The sequence below is a fragment of the Streptomyces sp. NPDC007025 genome (assembly GCF_042869455.1).
In the GTDB taxonomy this organism is placed as follows: Bacteria; Actinomycetota; Actinomycetes; order Streptomycetales; family Streptomycetaceae; genus Streptomyces.
The window spans coordinates 490,167-508,531 of sequence record NZ_JBIAFT010000002.1; the positions used below are offsets into that span (position 1 = coordinate 490,167).

The 18,365-nt window shown below is 75.1% G+C and carries 12 protein-coding genes; 2 read left to right on the forward strand and 10 right to left on the reverse strand.

Features of this window, described 5'->3' with window-relative positions:
• Positions 1–77: 77 nt before the first annotated feature.
• From ACFYMO_RS05805 to ACFYMO_RS05830, 6 genes are all read right to left on the reverse strand, one after another.
• Positions 78–1,163: a branched-chain amino acid aminotransferase gene (locus tag ACFYMO_RS05805; RefSeq protein ID WP_388544452.1), complete on the reverse strand. Its 1,086-nt coding sequence runs from the start codon at positions 1,161–1,163 to the stop codon at positions 78–80.
• Between the two features lie 118 nt (positions 1,164–1,281).
• Complete coding sequence (gene fabI / locus ACFYMO_RS05810; RefSeq protein ID WP_366772768.1) at positions 1,282–2,085, reverse strand: enoyl-ACP reductase FabI; 804 nt, start codon at positions 2,083–2,085, stop codon at positions 1,282–1,284.
• On the reverse strand, positions 2,082–3,254 hold the full coding sequence (locus ACFYMO_RS05815) for a beta-ketoacyl-[acyl-carrier-protein] synthase family protein (RefSeq protein WP_388544455.1): 1,173 nt from the start codon (positions 3,252–3,254) through the stop codon (positions 2,082–2,084). Before ACFYMO_RS05815 ends, fabI begins: the two co-directional genes overlap by 4 nt.
• On the reverse strand, positions 3,251–3,499 hold the full coding sequence (locus ACFYMO_RS05820) for an acyl carrier protein (protein ID WP_360297832.1): 249 nt from the start codon (positions 3,497–3,499) through the stop codon (positions 3,251–3,253). The genes ACFYMO_RS05815 and ACFYMO_RS05820 overlap by 4 nt, the downstream gene beginning before the upstream one ends.
• A gap of 84 nt (positions 3,500–3,583) precedes the next feature.
• Positions 3,584–4,696 (reverse strand): radical SAM protein, encoded by a 1,113-nt coding sequence (locus ACFYMO_RS05825; protein ID WP_366772770.1) that lies wholly within the window; start codon positions 4,694–4,696, stop codon positions 3,584–3,586.
• Between the two features lie 14 nt (positions 4,697–4,710).
• A complete protein-coding gene (locus ACFYMO_RS05830; RefSeq protein ID WP_019359626.1) occupies positions 4,711–5,430 on the reverse strand; it encodes a Phenylacetic acid catabolic protein in 720 nt (239 codons plus the stop codon).
• A gap of 258 nt (positions 5,431–5,688) precedes the next feature.
• Between ACFYMO_RS05830 and ACFYMO_RS05835 the strand changes: the two genes are divergently transcribed.
• Positions 5,689–7,458, forward strand: a complete 1,770-nt coding sequence (locus ACFYMO_RS05835) for a beta-ketoacyl synthase N-terminal-like domain-containing protein (protein ID WP_366772771.1) — start codon at positions 5,689–5,691, stop codon at positions 7,456–7,458.
• 53 nt (positions 7,459–7,511) lie between these two features.
• Here ACFYMO_RS05835 and ACFYMO_RS05840 read toward each other — a convergent pair whose 3' ends face one another.
• The 3 genes from ACFYMO_RS05840 to ACFYMO_RS05850 form a co-directional block, all read right to left on the reverse strand.
• Entirely contained in the window at positions 7,512–7,955 is a 444-nt protein-coding gene (locus ACFYMO_RS05840) for a PaaI family thioesterase (RefSeq protein ID WP_366772773.1), read from the reverse strand.
• Positions 7,948–14,181 carry an SDR family NAD(P)-dependent oxidoreductase gene (locus ACFYMO_RS05845; RefSeq protein ID WP_388544461.1) on the reverse strand — a complete coding sequence of 2,078 codons (6,234 nt, stop codon included), beginning with the start codon at positions 14,179–14,181 and terminating at the stop codon, positions 7,948–7,950. The genes ACFYMO_RS05840 and ACFYMO_RS05845 overlap by 8 nt, the downstream gene beginning before the upstream one ends.
• A gap of 164 nt (positions 14,182–14,345) precedes the next feature.
• The gene (locus ACFYMO_RS05850; protein WP_366772775.1) at positions 14,346–15,206 is read right to left on the reverse strand and encodes a helix-turn-helix transcriptional regulator; all 861 of its coding nucleotides are present in this window, start codon (positions 15,204–15,206) and stop codon (positions 14,346–14,348) included.
• Between the two features lie 154 nt (positions 15,207–15,360).
• Between ACFYMO_RS05850 and ACFYMO_RS05855 the strand changes: the two genes are divergently transcribed.
• Positions 15,361–16,356: an aldo/keto reductase gene (locus ACFYMO_RS05855; protein WP_388544465.1), complete on the forward strand. Its 996-nt coding sequence runs from the start codon at positions 15,361–15,363 to the stop codon at positions 16,354–16,356.
• A gap of 29 nt (positions 16,357–16,385) precedes the next feature.
• Here ACFYMO_RS05855 and ACFYMO_RS05860 read toward each other — a convergent pair whose 3' ends face one another.
• Positions 16,386–18,329, reverse strand: coding sequence for a BTAD domain-containing putative transcriptional regulator (locus ACFYMO_RS05860; RefSeq protein ID WP_388544468.1), 1,944 nt, complete (start codon positions 18,327–18,329; stop codon positions 16,386–16,388).
• Positions 18,330–18,365: the final 36 nt, after the last annotated feature.

Consider the following 18,365-nt stretch of genomic DNA (forward strand, 5'->3'; position numbering starts at 1 on the left):
CGTCTCCTGGGCAGGACGGGGGCGGGGGGGGGGGGGGGCGCCCCCCCCCCCCCCCCCCCGCCGCCCCGGACCCGGGCTCAGAGCACCCGGCGCAGCCAGCCGTGGGTGTCCTCGGCGCGGCCGTACTGGATGTCCAGCACCCGCGCGCGCAGGGCCGCCGTCTGCTTGCCCGGCTCACCGTCGCCGATGGCGAAGGCATAGCCGTCGCCCTTGAAGCCCACGATCGGGGTGACCACCGCCGCCGTCCCCGCCGCGAACACCTCCGTGACGGTGCCGTCGGCGGCTCCGGACCGCAGCTCCTCCAGCGTGATCTGGCGCTCCTCGCAGGTCAGTCCGGACTCGGCGGCCAGGGCGAGGATGGTGTCCCGCGTGACGCCCTCCAGGATGGTGCCCAGCGCCGGGGTGATCAGCTTGCCGTCCGCGGTGACCAGGCACAGGTTCATCGTGCCCGACTCCTCCAGATACCCCTCGCCCGCGCTGTCCAGATACAGCACCTGGTCGCAGCCGTGCTCCTCGGCCTCCAACTGTGCGGCCAGGCCGCCCGCGTAGTTGCCGCCGCACTTGGCGGTGCCGGTACCGCCCTTGCCCGCCCGGGTGTACGTGCCGCTGACCCACAGGGTCACCCCGGAGAGGCCGCCTTCGAAGTACGAGCCCGCCGGACTCGCGATCACCGAGAAGACGATCTCCTTGGCGGGCCGCACCCCCAGGAACGCCTCGGAGGCGAACATGAACGGCCGCAGGTAGAGGCTCTCCTCGTTGCTCGGCGTCGGCACCCAGGGCTCGTCGGCCCGGATCAGCTCCTCCACCCCGGCGAGGAAGTCCACCTCGGGCAGCTCCGGCAGGGCCATCCGCCGCGCGGAGCGGGCGAAGCGCCGGGCGTTGGCCTCGGGGCGGAAGAGCCACACGCTGCCGTCCGCGTGCCGGTAGGCCTTGAGTCCCTCGAAGATCTCCTGCGCGTAGTGCAGCACGGCGGCGCTGGGGTGCAGCGAGAACGGCTCCAGCGGGCCGACCCGGTGGCCGTGCCAGCCGCGCCCGGCCGACCAGGTGGCCGTGGCCATGTGGTCGGTGAAGAACCGGCCGAAGCCCGGCGCCGCGAGGATCTCCTGCCGCTCCGCCGGGGAAACGGGACTCGTCGTCCTGGTGAGGGGGAAGTCAGAGGCCACGGCCAACTCCTTACGCCGATGCGGCTGTCGCGGTACGGGCACCGCCGCCGATGTTCGTGTCTGCCGACGCCGCGCACCGACGTCACCCGGTCGATGTTAATGACCGTTAAGCGGTACGTCACCGAGGGGGTTCGCCGATTCCGCCCGCGACGGCGTGCAGCCCGCCGTCGGCGTGCAGGATCTGGCCGGTGGTGTGTGCGGCGAGGTCGGAGAGCAGGAAGAGCACCGCGCCCACGACCTGCCCCGGATCGGTGCGGTCCCAGCCCAGCGGTGCCCAGCGCTCGTAGTGCGCGGCGAGTGCCTCGAACGAGCCGATGCCCTGTGCGGAGAGGGTCTCCAGGGGGCCCGAGGCGACGAGGTTGACCCGCACCCCGCGCGGACCCAGATGCACGGCCAGATAGCGGGCGACCGCCTCCAGTGTCGACTTGAAGACACCCATCCAGTCGTAGCCGGGCAGGGCCCGGGAGCTGTCCACGGTCACCCCGACGACGCTGCCCCCGTGCTCCGAGGCGGTCAGCAGCGGGGCGAGAGCGGCCGCCAGGCGCTGCAGGGAGTAGGCCGAGACCTGGAAGCCCCGCAGCGCGCCGGCCGCCGGGGTCTCCAGGAAGGCGCCGCTCACCGCGTCGGCGGGCGCGTACGCCACGCTGTGCAGCACCCCGTCCAGGGCGCCCCAACGCGCCTGGAGTTCCTCGTGGAGGCGGGCGAAGTCCCCCTCGTCGGTGACGTCCAGTTCCAGCACGTCCGGCTCGCGGGGCAGCCGGGCCGCGGCCTTGCGAGCGATCCGCGCCGTGCGACCGAAGGAGCTGAGCACCACCTCGGCGCCGGCGCGTTGCAGTGCGGACGCCACATGCCAGGCGATGGACTCCTGGTTGGTCACCCCGGTCACCAGATACCTTCGGCCGATGAGGTCGTACGTGCTCACGGCGCCTCCAGGACCAGCACACTGTTGTGGCCGCCGAAGCCCAGCGAGTTCGACAGCCCCAGCCGGCCGCGCGGCCCGGCGCTGAGCGCGCGGGCTGCCGGGATGTGCGACAGCCGCCCCAGATCCGGGTCGGGTGCGGCCAGGCCGAGGGTCGGCGGGGCGAGCCGGTCACGCAGTGCGGCCAGCGTGACGATGGCCTCCACCGCGCCGCCCGCACCGAAGAGGTGGCCGGTCGCGGCCTTGGTGGAGGAGAGCGGAACCGACGGCAGGGCCGCGCCCAGGGCCAGCTTCAGCGAGCGGATCTCGGACGCGTCGTTCAGCGGGGTGCCGGTGCCGTGCGCGTTGAGGTAGCACAGGTCCTCGGGGGCGGCGCCGGCGTCGGCCAGCGCCAGCGAGACGGCGTGCGCGGCCGGTGCGCCGTCCGGCGGCGGTGCGGTGACGTGGTGTGCGTCGGAACTGCCACCGTAGCCCCGGACATGACCCAGGACACGGGCTCCCCGGGCACGGGCCCCGGCCGCGTCCTCCAGGACGAGGACTCCGGCGCCCTCGCCCATCACGAAGCCGTCCCGGTCCGCACTGAACGGGGCGCAGCGCCCGGTGGGGGAGAGGGCGCCCGCCTGTGCGAAGGATTCCCGCACCAGCGGCACGCAGGCGGCCTCGGCGCCGCCGGCGAGCACCGCCCGGGCCTCGCCCCGGCGGATTGCCCCGGCGGCGAGACCGATGGCCTGGGCCCCGGCGGCACAGGCTCCCGAGGGAGCTGAGGACTCGCCGCGGATGCCGTAGCGGCGGCTGAGGCTCGCCGCGGCGCTGTTGGGCATCATCAGCGGCACCGCCAGCGGGCTCGCCGTCCGCGCCGCCAGGACCTCGGGGCCACCGCCGAGCCCGCTGCCGATCACGCAGCGGACGTCTTCGGCCGGGTAGGGGAGTCCGCCGCCCCAGCCCGCCTGCCGCACCGCCTCGTCGGCGGCGACGAGCGCAAACTGCGCGAACCGGGCGTTCCGCTTGCGGTCGCGTGCCGTCAGATGGTCGCGGGCGTCGAAATCCGTGCACCGCGCCGCACCGCCGTCGATCCCGGTTCCGCCCGCGACCAGCCGCGAGACGAGCCGGGCGGCACCGACGCCGAGCGGGGTGACCGCGCCGACGCCGGTGACGGCGACCGCGACCGTCAACGTGCGGCCGCTTCCACGACCCGCCGGGCGAGCTGGTCCACGGTGACCTCCGCCAGTTCGGGCCGCGGGATGGTGACGCCGTACTCCCGCTTGAGGGTCGACATCAGCTCCGCTGCGTCGAGCGAGTCGATGTCGAGGTCGTCGAACTTGGCGTCGGGCGTGAGGGTCTCCTCCTCGACTCCGGAGTCGACCAGCTCCGTGCGGATCAGGTCCCGTACGGCCTCGACGGTGACGGGTTGGGACATGGCTGCTCCTTGGTGTGGTGCGGTGCTGTGACGGGAGAAAGGCAGGAGGGGCGGAGAGGCCGGTGCCGCGGACCGGCGCGGGCTTCAGCGGGCGAAGGCCGGGGCCTGCGACTGCGCCCAGTACCACTGGCGCCAGTAGCTCTCGGCGAGGTCCAGCCAGGTCTCCAGCCGCTGCACGCTGTCGAGGAACCAGTGGAAGCTCACCATCAGCCAGCTGTAGACGGCCTGGCTGTCGCGGCAGCCGTCGCAGTCACCCGAGGTGCAGCAGAACTGCAGGGTCTCGTAGTCGGCGCCGTACACGGCGAAACCGTCCAGCACCGGATTGCCGTTGGCCACGCGCTGCTCGTGCTCCGGCAGGTCGACGCTGATGCTGGGGCACACGTCGTAGCCGAACCGGCCTCCCCAGTGGGTGCGTCCGCTGATCAGCGTCTCGATGAAGTACGGGTGCGCGACCACGGCCTCCGGATACGCCTCCGCGACCCGCAGTGCTTCGGCGAGCGTGTGCTGCTCGTTCTCGATCCGCAGCGGACTGTCCGAGCCGTGCTCGCTGTAGAAGTTGAACGTCACCTGGTTGCCGTTGTCCCGGATCGCCCGCACCGTCGGCTCGATGTACGGCAGCCCCGCCTCCGAGAGGGCGAAGACGAACGTGACCCTGGGGTCGTCCCGGTAGTGGCCCAGTGCCTTCTCGAACAGGCCGTTGAACGAGGAGCCGTTGGGCCGGTGAGCGCGCAGTTCGTCGTCCAGCGGCCCGCCGCCGAACAGGCTGATGCCGACGGCCACGTTCTCGAATCCGTCCATCGGCAGCGGACGCAGCCCGTTGGTGGAGATCGTCAGATACGGCAGCTGCTCGACGAAGGGACGCACCCGGTCCAGCACCAGGGTCGGCTCGCCGCCGATGAGTGTCGCCTGGGTGACCCCGTCCGCGGCGAGCTTCTCCGCGAAAGCCCGGATCAGGCCCGGGTCGGAGGTCTCCCGGACCGCCGTGTCGAAGCCGCCCTCGAAGTACCAGCAGCCCTTGCAGCGGATGTTGCAGGCGGTCGTCAGATGCACCTCGCACCCGCGTACCCGGGTGCCCATCCTGCGCACGTCCTTCAGCCGGGCCGCGAGATCCGGGCGGTCGGCCAGATACCCCCGCAGCCGTGCCTTGGCCTCCGCGCGGGAGGGCGGGCGGGGGGTGATGTGTACTGCTGTGGTCATGGCTGCCTCCCGGCTCATTCCGGCACACGCAGGCCCAGGTTGGCGACGCGCGGACCGACCTTCTGCCGCCACAGCTCGATCGCCTCGCCGTTGGTCGTCCTGCGCAGCCCGTAGCGCACCGCCAGCTTCGAGCGTTTGGTGTTCGCACTGCCGAAGATGCCCACGAACATCGGCCACAGCCGCTCCAGCGCGGCCTGCAGTTCGGCGCGGCCCTCCTCGGTGGCGGCGAGGTTGCGGCAGACCCGCGCGCCGTGCGCGATATGGATCTTCTCGTCCAGGATGATCGTGCGGACGGCCTCCGCCCACGGCTTGTAGCTGCTCTCCGCGAACTCGCGCAGCATCACCATCGCGGTCTCCTCGCCGATGTAGGAGTACACCCCCCGCTCGGCCCACGTGGTGCAGGAGTGCATCCGCTCGTCCGCGAACAGCATCCGCTCGGAGACCGCCTGGGTCTCCATGTAGGTGGTGTCGATGCCCAGATCGGCCAGCACCCGCTTGCCGATCTTGTAGTGGTCGTATTCCTCAGCGGCCCGCTCCGCGCACACCTGGCGCTCCTCGGCGTCCGGCGCCAGCGGCAGGAACATCTGTACATAGTCATCGCCACCCGAGAGTTCGCCCTCGGTGTTGATGGTGACCTGACTGATCAGCATCTTCTGGTAGTCGCGGGGCATCCGGTGGAACTCGTCCGGGGTGCGCACCACGACTTCCTCGTCGTCCAGGACCGCGATCGTCATAAGCGACCTCTCAGCTCTGCCTCGTCCGGCGTGCGGGAAGCAGCACGATCGCGACAGCCGCACGACGCGGCGCACGGCCCGAACCGACCCCCCGTTGTCCCTCAAGCACACAGTGCCACAACGCGCACTGCCAGGAACAGCCTTGACATCCAGGACCGGGATATGGATGCCTTGGTTCAACTGGGCGCTGTAGACGCTCAGTTCGATCGACCGGTGCGGGGCTGGAATCGCCGCCGCCACCTGCTAGCGTCGCGGCCGATGTCAACTTCCCAGCAGTCGGACGCTCACCCGCCCGGCGCGGCGGCGGAGGCGCCCGCCGGGCCGCTGCGCCGCGCCATGGAGACGATCCGCGCCCTGCGCGGCGAGCTGGCCGCACTGCGGGGAGCGCAGCGGACGGCCGTCGTCGGCACCGGTCTGCGCGCCCCCGGCGGCATCGCCGGCCGCGACGCCTACTGGCAGGCACTGTCGGCGGGGCAGGACCTGGTGGGCGAGCTGCCCGAGCAGCGCCGCCGCGCCTTCCCCGGCGGCTGGGAAGGGCTGCTGACCCGCGGCGGTTATCTGCCCGACGTCCTCGGCTTCGACGCCCGGTTCTTCGGCATCTCGCCGCGGGAGGCGCGCAGCCTCGACCCGCAGCACCGGCTGCTGCTGGAAGTGGTGTGGGAGGCGTTCGAGGACGCCGCCCTGCCCCCGGAGGACGTCGCCGAGCGCACCGGGGTCTACGTCGGCATCACCGGTCAGGACCACCGGCTGTGGGACGAGGGCGAACCCAATGCCTCCTGGCTGATCGGCAACGGCCACTGCTTCGCCGCCGGCCGGCTGGCCTACACGCTCGGCCTCCGGGGCCCCGCCCTGGCGCTGGACACCGCGTGCTCGTCGTCGCTGGTGGCGGTGCACACGGCCTGCCGGGCGCTGGCCGCCGGAGACTGCGACGTGGCCGTGGCCGGCGGCGTCAACCTGGTGCTCGCGCCCCGGTCGACGGCGGAAATCCAGCGCACCGAGGCGCTCTCGCCCGACGGCCGGTGCCGCCCCTTCGACGCACGCGCCAACGGGTTCGTCCGGGGCGAGGGCGCCGGGGCCGTGGTGCTCAAGCGGCTGGCCGACGCCGAGCGCGACGGCGACCGGATCCTCGGGGTGATCGAGGGCAGCGGGGTCAACCAGGACGGCCGCTCCTCCGGGTTCACCGCACCGGACCTATTGGCCCAGCAGACCCTGATCGAGGGCGTCCTCACCGCGGCCGGCCTCACCGGCGCCGACATCGGCTACCTGGAGGCGCACGGCACCGGCACCCCGCTGGGCGACCCGATCGAGATCGAGGCCGCCCGGGCCGCCCTGGACTCGCCGGGGCGCACCTGGCATGTCGGATCGGTCAAGGCGAACCTCGGCCATGCCGAGGCGGCCGCCGGAGTCCTCGGCCTGATCAAGGCGCTGCTCTGTCTGGAGCGGCGGCAGATCCCGCGGCAGGCCCACTTCGAGACGCTCAACCCCCGGATCCGCCTGGACGGCAGCGGCCTGACGGTACCGGCCGAGACCCGGCCCTGGGAGCCGTCGGCGGGCCGGTGCGCGGCCGTCAGCTCCTTCGGGATGAGCGGCACCAACGCGCACGTCGTCCTCTCCCGCCCCACCGCCGAGCCCGCACCGGCTCCCGCACCGGCCGCCGGATTCCCGGTGTCCGCGCACACCGAAACCGCCCTGCGCACCCTGGCGGGCCGGTACGCGCGAAGGCTGGCCGAGCCCGGGGACGCCGCGTCCGCCGGGGACGGGTACGCCGCCTTCGCCGCGACCGCGCTTCACGGGCGCACCCGCCTGCGGCGGGCCGCCTGGATCACCGCGGCGGGCTCCGAGGAGGCCGCGGACGCGCTGCGCGCCCTCGCGGCGGGCCGGGACCACCCGCGGGTGCGGATGCTGGAGACCGCCGAGCACCCCCCGCCCGGCAGCGCGGACGGCACCGCCCAGGAACGTCCGGCCCGCGCGAGCATGACAGCGCTGCCGGGCTACCCGTGGGAGCGGACGACCTACTCCAGCCGCTGAACGCGCACGCACCGCCGTCCGGTGCGCCGCCGCACGGGCGTCCGCTCCCGCCCTCAGCGCGCGCCCGCGCCGGGCCGGCTCCTCCTCCCCGGAAACGAGAAGTGCAGCGTGGCCAGGGCGACGGGACACCCGTCCAGGCTCTCGACCCGGGCCGAGACGACCGCCGTACGCCGGCCGATCCGCTCGGGCACGACGCGCGCGTGCAGCCGCTCCGGCGCGGCTGCTTCCAGGAAGCTGATGCTGCTGGAGGTGAGCATCGCCGACGGCGTCCTGCCCAGATAGGCGTTGACCGCCAGATAGCCTGCCACGTCCGCGAACGCGAACAGGGCGGGCCCGGAGACGGTGCCGCCGGGCCGCACCGTGAGCCCCGCCGGGTCCGCGGCGAACACCAGCCCGCCGGGTCCGACGTCGAGGAGATCGACGCCCGGCGGGTCGGGCAGATATTCGGCGATCAGTTCCCGGATCTCCGCGGGCCCGAGGGCCGGACGGTCACCCATGGGCCCCCGCCTCGTGCGGAGCCGGGGCAGCCGAGGGGCGGGGCTCCGGCTCCGCCTCCGCTTCCCCTCCCGGTTCCGGTCCGGCCTCCACCAGCGCGGCCAGGGCCGGGGCGAGCCGGGCCAGGGTGCCGTACTTCCACAGCAGTGTCGGACTCAGCCGCACACCCAGGAACGCCTCGAGTCTGTTGCGCAGCTCCAGCGACATCAGCGAGTCCAGCCCGAGCGCGCGCAGCGGCACATCGTGCGGCAGCTTCTCCGGCGCCAGGCGCAGCACCGCCGCCGCCGTACGGCGCACCTCCGCCTCCACCACCTCGCGCCGCCGCGCCGCCGGGATGCTCCGCAGCTCTGTCGGCGTGACCGTCCTGCCGGTCCCGGTGAGCGGCTGCCAGCTCGCCAGCGCGGCCGCCGCCGGGTAGGACTCCAGCCACTGCCGCGGATCGAGGTCGAGGCAGGCCACCTGCGCCTCGTCCGACTCCAGATACCGGCGCAGCGCCCGCCAGCACACCTCGGCCGGAACACTGCCCAGCCCGCGCGCGGCGAGCCGGTCCCCGCGCCCGGTGCCGGTGGCCATACCGGCTCCGGAGACCGGCCCCCACTGCACGCTCAGCGCCGGCAGCCCCGCCGCCCGCCGCTCCGCCGCCAACGCGTCCAGCGCGCTGTTCGCCGCCGCGTAGGCCGCCTGCCCGGCCGTGCCCACGAACGCGGCGGCGGAGGAGAACAGGACGAACAGGTCCAGCGCGTCCCCCGCGGTCAGCTCGTGCAGGACGCGTGCCCCGTCGGCCTTGGGGCGCAGCACCCGCGTCAGAAGCGCGCCGTCCAGGGTCCCCACGGTCGCGTCCGCCAGCACTCCCGCGGCATGGAAGACCCCGCACAGCGGTGGCAGTTGTGCGCGGATCTCCGCCAGCACCGTGCGCATCCGCGCCTCGTCCGCCACGTCCGCCGACCACACCCCCACCCGGACACCGCGCTCGCGCAGCGCCTCGACCCGCGCCGGGTCCCCGGGCGCCGAGCGCCCGACCAGGGCCAGGGCACCGGCTCCGGAGGCGGCCAGGTACTCGGCGAGCGACATGCCGAGCGCCCCGAGCCCGCCCGTGATCAGATAGCTGCCCGAGGCCCGGAACCGCCCCTCGGGCAGCGGCTGCGGGGCGACGGGGACCGTGCCGTCTCCGGTCGGCTCGGTGAGCACGAGCTTGCCGGTGTGCTGCCCGCGGGAGAACGTGCGGAAGGCCTCCTGCGCCTCCGTGAGGGGCCACTCGCGCACCGGCAGCGGCCGCAGTTCCCCGCCCGTCACCCGTGCCCACACGGTTGCCAGGAGCGCGGCGAAGCGTTCGGGGCGGCGGCGGAGCAGCCCGGCGATGTCCACGGCGGTGAAGGACACCGCCTTGCGGAAGGCGCCCAGCTCGACGGACGTGTCCCGATGGATGTCGCGCTTTCCGGCCTCCACGAACCGCCCGTCCTCGGCCAGCGCCTCCAGACCGAGCGGAATCGCGGCCCCGGGCAGGGAGTTGAGCACCACGTCGACGCCGCGCCCCCGGGTCGCGGTCCGCACCCCCTCGGCCCACTCCAGGGTGCGGGAGTCGAAGACGTGCTCGACACCCCGGGCGCGCAGCTGCTCCCGCTTCTCCTCGGTACCGGCCGTGGCGATCACCTCGGCACCCGCGAGCCGGGCCACGTGCAGCGCGGCGAGCCCGAGCCCGCCGGTGGCCGAGTGGACGAGCACGGTCTCGCCCGGCTCCAGCCGGGCCACCTCCATCAGCGCGTACCAGGCGGTGACCAGCACCATCGGCAGCGCCGCCGCCTGCGCCGCGGTCAGCTCCCGCGGGATGCGGGCGGTGTGCCGGGCCTCGACCAGCGCGTGCGAGGCGAGGACGCCGAAGCCGCAGGCCGCCACCCGGTCACCGACCGCCACGGTGCCGGCCCCCGGACCGACCGCGGTCACCGTGCCCGCGCAGTCCAGGCCGAGCAGTTCCCGGTCGGGGGAGTCGTCCGGGTAGACGCCCATCGCCTTCATCACGTCGATGAAGTTCAGCGACGCGGCCTCGACCGCCACCTCGACCTGTCCGGGACCCGGCCGGGGCCGCTCCAGCGGACGGGCGCACAGCGCCGACAGGTCGCCGGGCCGCGGAGTGCCCAGCCGGAACGGCTGGGTGCCCGGCCCCGTCCGCCACGGCGGGCCGGCGGCGGGCGAACCGCCGCTCACCCGCTCGCCGACCAGCCGCTCGCCGCCCGACAGCACGACCCGGTCCTCCGCGGCGGCGAGCTCCGCCACCAGATCGGCGCCGAACGTGTCGGTCTCGATCAGCCGCGTCCCGAACTGGGGGTACTCCGCCTGCACGACCGCCACGAACCCCGGGTACAGCCCGGCGTCCGGGTCGCCCCGGCGGACCACCACCGCCAGCCGCGCGGACGGGTTCTCGTCCGCGCAGCGGCTGACCAGCTCCGCCAGCTCCAGCAGCCCGTCACGGCCCTCCTGCGGCGCGACGAACACCACGGTGTCCGCCCCGGCCAGATCCTCCCCGGCCGCGTCCGGCAGCACTCCGGGCCGCCCGCGGACCACCACCCTGCCCGGCAGCCCGCCGCCCCCGGGCGGGCCGTCCGGCCCCGCAGCCGGGGCGGCGGGCCGCTCCCGGGGCATGAAGCGCATCCGGTAGGTGAGCCGCCCGGTCTCCGCCGCGTCGTCGGCGCCGCCGGGAAGCGCAGCCAGCAGCACTCCCTCCAGCCGTCCCAGCGGGCGCTGCCCGGTGTCGAAGAGCGCCAGGTCGACCTCGCCGTTCGCGCCCGGCCGGGCGTGCACCCACAGGGCGTCGGCGTCCGTCACCGCGACCGCCGCCCGCCGGACCCGGCGCGGCAGGACCGGGCCGTCGCACACGACCAGCGCGGCCTGCAGCATGCCGTCCCACAGCACCGGGTGCGGTGTCCCCGACAGCGCCCCCGAGCGGCTGCCGGGCGGCAGCTCGAGCCGGACCAGCGCCTCCCGTCCGGGCCCCGACGCGGCTTCGGCGACGTGGCCGCCGGTGACCGGCCGGAAGGCGGGGCCGTAGCCGAGGCCCTTCGCCGCGCAGTCCCGGTAGAAGCCGTCCGCGTCCAGCGGCGCGGCAACCAGCAGGTGTTCGGGGAACCCGCCGGCCGGCGGGGCGCTGTCGCGGGCGGCTGTCGCACGGCAGTGCCGCGTCCACCCGGCATCCGCCTCCGCGTCCGCGCCGGGTGCGGGCCCGGTCGCGGCCGTCTCCCGGGACCGCACCTCCAGCACGCCCGAGTCCCCGGGGCCGGGGCGCCAGGTGAGGGCGGTGCGGACCGGTTCCTCGCCCAACGCCAGCGCGGCGGTCAGCTGCACGTCCCGCAGCACGGGCGTCCCGTGCCCGGCGGCTCCGGACTCGTGGGCTTCGCCGTGCAGCGCCTGGTGGAGCAGCGCCAGGAAGCCGCCTGCCGGGAACAGCACCGTGCCGTGCACCCGGTGGTCGGCCAGCCACGGGTGGGTGCCCGTGTCCAGTTCGACGGCGCTCTCCCCGACGCCGCCCGCGGTCGAGGGCACCTCAGCCAGGGCCAGCCGCCCGCTGCGGACTCCGCTGTGCCGCCCCGGCGCGACCCAGTAGCGCTCCCGCTGGAAGGGGTAGGGCGGCGGAACGGCGTCCGGGCGCCGCGCCGGGCGCGGACCGAGCGCGGGCAGCCCCGAGACGTAGGCCTCCGCGAACGCCCGCATCAGGTCGGCGTGTTCGCCCTCGTCGCGGCGCAATGTGCCCAGCACCACCGGTGGCTCCGGCCGCTCCTCCACGAGCTGGCGCAGTGCCGCACCGAGCCCGGGATGCGGGCTGACCTCCACCAGATGGGTGACGTCCTCGTCGATCAGGGTGTCCACCGCCTCGGCGAACCGCACCGGGCGGCGCAGGTTTTCGGCCCAGTAGTGGGCATCTGCCTCCGGCCCGTCCAGCCAGGTGAGGCCGACCGTGGAGAGCAGCGGCATGTCCGCGGGGCCCGGCGCGACGGCTGCGAGCGCCTCGCGGATCCGCGGCACGAGGGGATCGACCTGCGGGCTGTGCGAGCCGTAGTCGACGTCGACCAGCCGGCAGAACACCCCGTCGGCCTCCAGGATCTCCCGCAGCAGCAGGACCGAGTCGGTGTCGCCGGACAGCACGCAGGAGCGCGGCCCGTTGTACACCGCCGGTTCTACCAGTCCCTCGAAGCCCGCGACGGCCTGCCGGGCCGCGTCCGGAGCCAGGTCCACGGCCAGCATCCGCCCGCCGCCGGCGATCTCGCGCAGCAGGTCGCTGCGGCGGCAGACCACCAGTGCCCCGTCTTCCGGGGTGAGCACCCCGGCGACCGTGGCGGCGGCGATCTCGCCCTGGCTGTGCCCGACGACGACGTCCGGCTCCACCCCGGCCGCCCGCCACGCCGCGGCCAGCGACACCGACATCGCCCACAGCGCGGGCTGCACCTCGGCCACGTCCCGCGGCGCCGGGCCGCCCGTGACCATCTCGCGTACATCGCGCGGCGCGTGCGGTGCCAGCGCCCGTGCACAGCGGTCCATGGCCCGGGTGAACGCGGCGTCGCGCCCGTAGAGGCCCGCGCCCATGCCCGCCCACTGGGCGCCCTGGCCGGGGAAGACGAAGGCGACCTTGCCCCGTCGCCCGGCGCGGCCCCGCGCGACCTCCGCCAGGCCCGGGCCCAGCAGAGCGCACCGCTCCGCGAAGTGGTCCCGGTGCCAGGCCATGGCCCGCGCCAGCTCCGGTGCGGACGTACCCGCGGCCAGCCGCTCCCGGATGCCGCGGGTCCGTTCCTCCAGCGCCCGCGGGGTGTGCCCGCTGACCGGCAGCAGGAATGGCTCACCGGCCTCCTGCCGCGCCGCCGCCCCCGGCTCCTCCGGCACGGCTGGCGCGTCCTGCTCCGGCGTCCGGTCCTGCTCCGGCGTCCGGGCGGGAGCCGGTTTCGCGGCCCGGGCGGGCGGCCGCGCGGTCGCGGCCTGCGGCGTGGTGACGACGGCGTGGGCGTTGGTGCCGCCCCAGCCGAAGGAGTTGACGCCGAGGAAGCTGCCGGGCTCCAGCGGCAGCGGATCCCGGGCGACGGCGAGGTTCAGCCCGGGGAAGTCGATGGCCGGATTGGGCACCTGCGCGTGCAGGCTCGGCGGGACGGTGCCGTGCTCCAGCGCCAGGACGGCCTTGACGAGTCCGGCGAGTCCGGCGGCCGGCTCCAGATGGCCGATGTTGGTCTTCACCGAGCCGATGTGCAGCGCACGGCCGGGCCGGGCCGCTCCCAGCACCTCGCCGAGCGCCTGCGCCTCGGCCGCGTCCCCGCGTGCGGTGCCGGTGCCGTGCGCCTCGACGTAGGCGAGCCGGTCCAGCGGGATGCGGCCGGAGGCGTAGACGCCGCGCAGCAGGTCGCGCTGCGCGGCCGGATGCGGAGTGACCAGGCTCTCGCCGCCGCCGTCGTTGTTGACCGCGCTGGCCGCCACCACCGCGCGGATCCGGTCGCCCGCGCGGAGGGCGTCCGCCAGTCGCTTGAGGTAGACGACGGCGACGCCCTCGCCGCGGACGAACCCGTCCGCGGCGGCGCCGAAGGCGTGGCAGCGGCCGGTGGGGGACAGGCCTCCGAAGTGGGTGAGGCCGACCGTCACCTCGGGCGTGAGCATCAGGTTGGAGCCGCCGACCAGGGCTCCCTCGATCTCGCCGGAGCGCAGTGCCTGGCAGGCCTGGTGCACGGCGACCAGCGAGGAGGAGCAGCTGCTCATGACCGTCAGGCTGGGCCCGGTCAGCCCGAGGTGGTAGGAGACCCGGGAGGAGACGATGTCCAGCGAGTTCCCGACGATGCTGTGCTGGGTCACCGCGGCGCCCCGATCCTTGCGCAGCAGTTCGTAGTCGTGCCAGAGCCCGCCGACGTAGACTCCGGTGCGCGAGCCGCGCAGCCCGGCCGCGGGTGCACCGGCGTCCTCCAGGGCCCGCCAGGTCGTCTCCAGCATCAACCGCTGCTGCGGGTCGAGCACTTCGGCCTCGCGCGGTGAGATCGTGAAGAAGGCCGGGTCGAACGTGTCGATGTCCTCCAGGAACGCGCCGACCCGCTGGATCTCCCGGGTCGCGTCGAACACCTCTGCCGGATCCCAGCGTTCGGGCGGCACCGGCCCCACCGCGTCTCCGCCGCCGATCAGCAGCTCCCAGAACGCCTCCGTGTCCGGCGCCTTCGGGAAGCGCCCCGCCATGCCGACGACCGCCACCGCACCGCTGTCCGCGTCACTCATCGGTCCTCCCCCGTGATCACGCCGCCGGTCCATCCTGGAGCGCTTTCCCCTCGGTGTCGACCCCCGCCCGGACCTCCCGCCCGCGTCGGCGCCTGGGTACAAAACCCCGCTGAGTCACAGGTGTTGAGGCACCCGGGTGTCCGCCCGGTGCGCCGGCGTGCGGCTCACCGGAGCGAGGAGCCCTCGGCCCGGACGGGGAACGTCTCCGTGCCGAGCACCGACAGCAGCTCCATCCGCTCGCGGGTCTCCGCGTCCGCCGGGGTGAGCACCAGCAATTGCTGCAGCCGGTCAGGGGTGACCAGGGTCTCGCAGTCCATCAGCAGCCGGCCCACGCGCGGATGGAGCAGGGTCTTGCGGTCGGCGCGCCGGACGGCCACCTCGTGCTCCGCCCACAGCCGCCGGAAGTGGTCGCTCGCGTCGCGCAGCCGGTCGACGAGGCCGGTGACCGCGGGGTCCCCGGACCGGCGGCCGACGGACGCGCGCAGGTCCGCCACGAGCTGACGGGAATGGTGTTCGTGTTCCTCGGGCGGATGGACGGCACGCACGGCGGGATCGGTGAACCAGCGGTACACGAGGTAGCGGGTGTCGCCGGAGCGGCGGGTGTGATCGCCCGTCAACAGGACGGCTGGCCGGTTCTGGGCGAGGACCTCGCCCAGATCGGACAGCACCAGCGCCGGGGTGCCGCCGAGCAGGCCGAGCATCCGCACCAGGCCGGCCCGGGCCTGCCTGGCCGCCCCGTCGCCGGGCGCGGGCTGGTGTCCCGCCAGATGGAAGAGGTGTTCGCGCTCGTCGTCGGACAGGCGCAGCGCCCGGGCCAGCGCCTCCAGCAGCCCGGCCGAGGGCCGGCTGCTGCGTCCCTGCTCGAGGCGGACCACGTAGTCCACCGACATCCCGGCGAGTCCGGCCACCTCTTCCCGACGCAGACCGGCGGTGCGGCGCCGGGGCCCGGCGGTGATGCCGGCCTCGGCCGGGTCGGTCGCCTCGCGGCGGTGGCGCAGGAAGGCGGCGAGCTGTTCGCGTTGCATGGCTCCATGGTCGTCCCCGTGGATGCGCCGATCCAGGGAGCGCCGCTCCCAGGATGCACGCTCCGCTCCCGCGGGCCGCGCTGCCGGAGCACAGTGGGAAGCCGAACGACGACGAACACGACGGACACCACGAACTCGTCGAAGGGGAAGCTCGATGCAGGCACGATCCCTGGGCAGCACCGGCCCGACCGTCTCCACGCTGGGCCTGGGTGCCATGGGCATGTCGGGCGCCTACGGTGCGGCCGACAGGGCTGAGAGCATCGCCACCGTGCACGCCGCACTGGACGCAGGCGTCACACTGATCGACACCGGCGACTTCTACGCCATGGGGCACAACGAACTGCTGCTCGCGGAGGCGCTGCGCGGCCGGAACCGGGACACCTACGCACTGAGCGTCAAATTCGGCATGCTGCGCGGGCCCGATGCGGGCTTCGGCGGATGCGACGCCCGGCCGGAGGCGGTGAAGAACTTCCTCGCCTACTCGCTGACGCGGCTGGGCACCGACCACATCGACATCTACCGTCCGGCAAGACTGGACTCCTCCGTACCGATCGAGGAGACAGTGGGCGCGATCAAGGAGATGGTCGAGGCCGGGCACGTACGGCACATCGGCCTCTCGGAGGTCGACGCGGCGACGGTCCGCCGCGCTCAGGCCGTGCATCCGATCGCCGACCTGCAGATCGAGTACTCGCTGATCTCCCGCGCGGTGGAGGCGGACATCCTGCCCACCCTGCGCGAACTCGGCGTCGGCCTGACCGCCTACGGTGTCCTCGGCCGCGGGCTCATCTCCGGACACTGGTCCCCCGGCCGCACCGCCGGCCCCGGCGACATGCGCGGCTTCAGCCCCCGGTTCTCCGAAGGCAACGTGGAACACAACCTCACCCTGGTGGAGGCGCTGCGCCGGGTCGCGGAGGCCAAGGGATGCAGCGTCGCGCAGCTGGCCATCGCCTGGGTGGCCGCCCAGGGCGACGACATCGTGCCCCTGGCCGGCGCCCGCACCCGCGAGCGGCTCGCCGAGGCACTCCCCGCGACGGAGCTGACCCTGACGCCGGAAGACCTCGCCGCCGTCGAGCGCGCCGTGCCGCCGGGTGCGGCCCGGGGAGACCGGTACCCGTCCGCGCTCATGCCCGGCCTCGGCGCGGGCAACTGATCCGGGCCGCGTTCCGGAGGCCGGTCCGGTCATCCCCCGGCACGGCCCGCGCACGCTTCGGCCTCCGCGAGGTAGCGCTCGACCGGGCCGAGGGTGAGCATGCCGCTGGCGGCGCCCGCCTGTTCGGTGCGGGCGCCGCGCAGCGCCGCTGCGGCCCGCGCGGCGGCGCCGGGCTCCTCCAGGCGGGCGGCGGCGTGGGCGGTCAGGCACCAGAGCGCTTCCTGGAGGTGGTCGTGCGGCGGCTCCGGAACGGTGGCGAGGGCTGCTCGGGCCTCCGCCGGACGGTCCCGGGCGAGGAGTACGAGCGGCGCCGCCCAGGACAGGTACGGGCCCCAGTCCAGCTGCGGGTCGGCAGGGGCCGGGCGGCCGTGCAGCAGACGCAGACCGAGCAGCGCGAGCGGCAGCAGGCCGCGGTGCAGCCCCGGCATCCCGGCCGTGCGCAGGGCGCCGTCGGCGGCGCGGTAGGCGCCCGCGGCGGCCGCCGCGGACGGCCCGTCGGGTCCGGTGCTCCGCGCTGCGGCGGCCCGGGCCCGGAACCAGGCGGTGAGGACCGGGACGAGCGGGGCCTCGTGGACGGCGGCGACCTCTTCGGCGGCGGCCGCGTGCCCGGCGGCGCCCTTCAGGTCACCGACGGCCGAGGCGGACTGCAGACGGATGAGCCAGCCCAGGATGGCGAAGGTCGGCAGCTCGTGCCGGGTGGCCAGCGCGACGAGTTCGGCGCCGATGGCGTCCCGGCGCGCCGCGAGCCCCGGGCGACCGAAGGAGTGCAGGAAGACGCCGTTGAGCGCGAAGGCCAGCAGCGCGGGATCGCCCAGGCCGCGCGCGAGCGCCTCGGCCCGGTGCGCGGCCTCGTACCCGGCCCGCAGGGCGGCCCCGCGCAGGTCGCCGCTGCGGCTCTCGACGGCGACGGTGGCCAGCAGCCGCGCCCGCAGCGCGGGAGGACCCCCGGGCCCCAGGGCCCGTAGCGTGCGCTCGGCGAGTGCCACGACGGCGCGGCACTGCTCGGGATCGTCGGCACGGCTCCAGATCGAGGGCACGTCGTAGGCGCCGACGACCCGGGCGGTCAGTTCCGCGTTCCCCGTGCGCTCGGCGGCCCGGGCGGCGGCGAGCCGGTCGCGCCGCGAGAGGACGAGCGCGTCGCTGCCCGCCAGGGCCAGGGTGCGGGCCAGTTCCACGGTGGTACGGGGGCCGAGCCGGGCAGCGGCCCCGGAGCGGAGGTCGAGGGCCGGCTCCAGGGACGCGGACTGGTCGAGGATCTCCGCCTCCAGCCGCCGCAGTTCGGTTCCGGGGTCGAGCCCCAGCTGTTCGACGAGCATCGTGCGGGCGCGGCGGAGCGTGGCCAGTGCGTCGGCCTGGCGTCCGTCCCGGTGCAGGGCGCGAGCCAGCAGCGCCCAGGCCGCCTCGCGCCAGGGGTGCTCGTCGGTGTGTGCGCCGAGTTCGGCGACGAGTCCGCCGCTGGCGCCCGCGTCGAGGAGGAGGCCGGCCCGGAGCTCGATCCCCTGCAGCCGCAACTCCTCCAGCCGGGCGCGCTCCCGCTGCGCCCAGGCGGCGTCGGGCAGGTCGGCGTAGGCCGGTCCGCGCCAGGAGGAGAGGACCTCGCCGAGGGCGGCTACCTCGCCGGGCGAGCGGCGAGCGCGGTCCAGGACGTCCTGGAACCGGTGCACGTCCACGGCCTCGCGCGGCAGCCGCAGGGCGTAGCCGGGGCCCTCCGTGACCAGGATCCGCGGCGGGGTGCGCGGTGGCCGGTCGGGTTCGACGGCGCGGCGCAGGGCGGCGACGAAGGTGCGCAGCGCGCCCGGGCCGCGGGCCGGGGGCTCGGGCCACAGGTCCGCCACCAGGGTGTCGGTGGCCACCATCCGCCCCTCGGCGGCGACGAGCCGGGCGAGCACCTCCCGGTGCCGGGGTCCGCCCAGCGCGATCGGGGTGCCGTCGCCGCGCAGCGCCCGTACCGGGCCCAGGACATCGATCCGCATGCCCCCATCCTGCGCCCGCCGGCTCCGCTCCGCTGC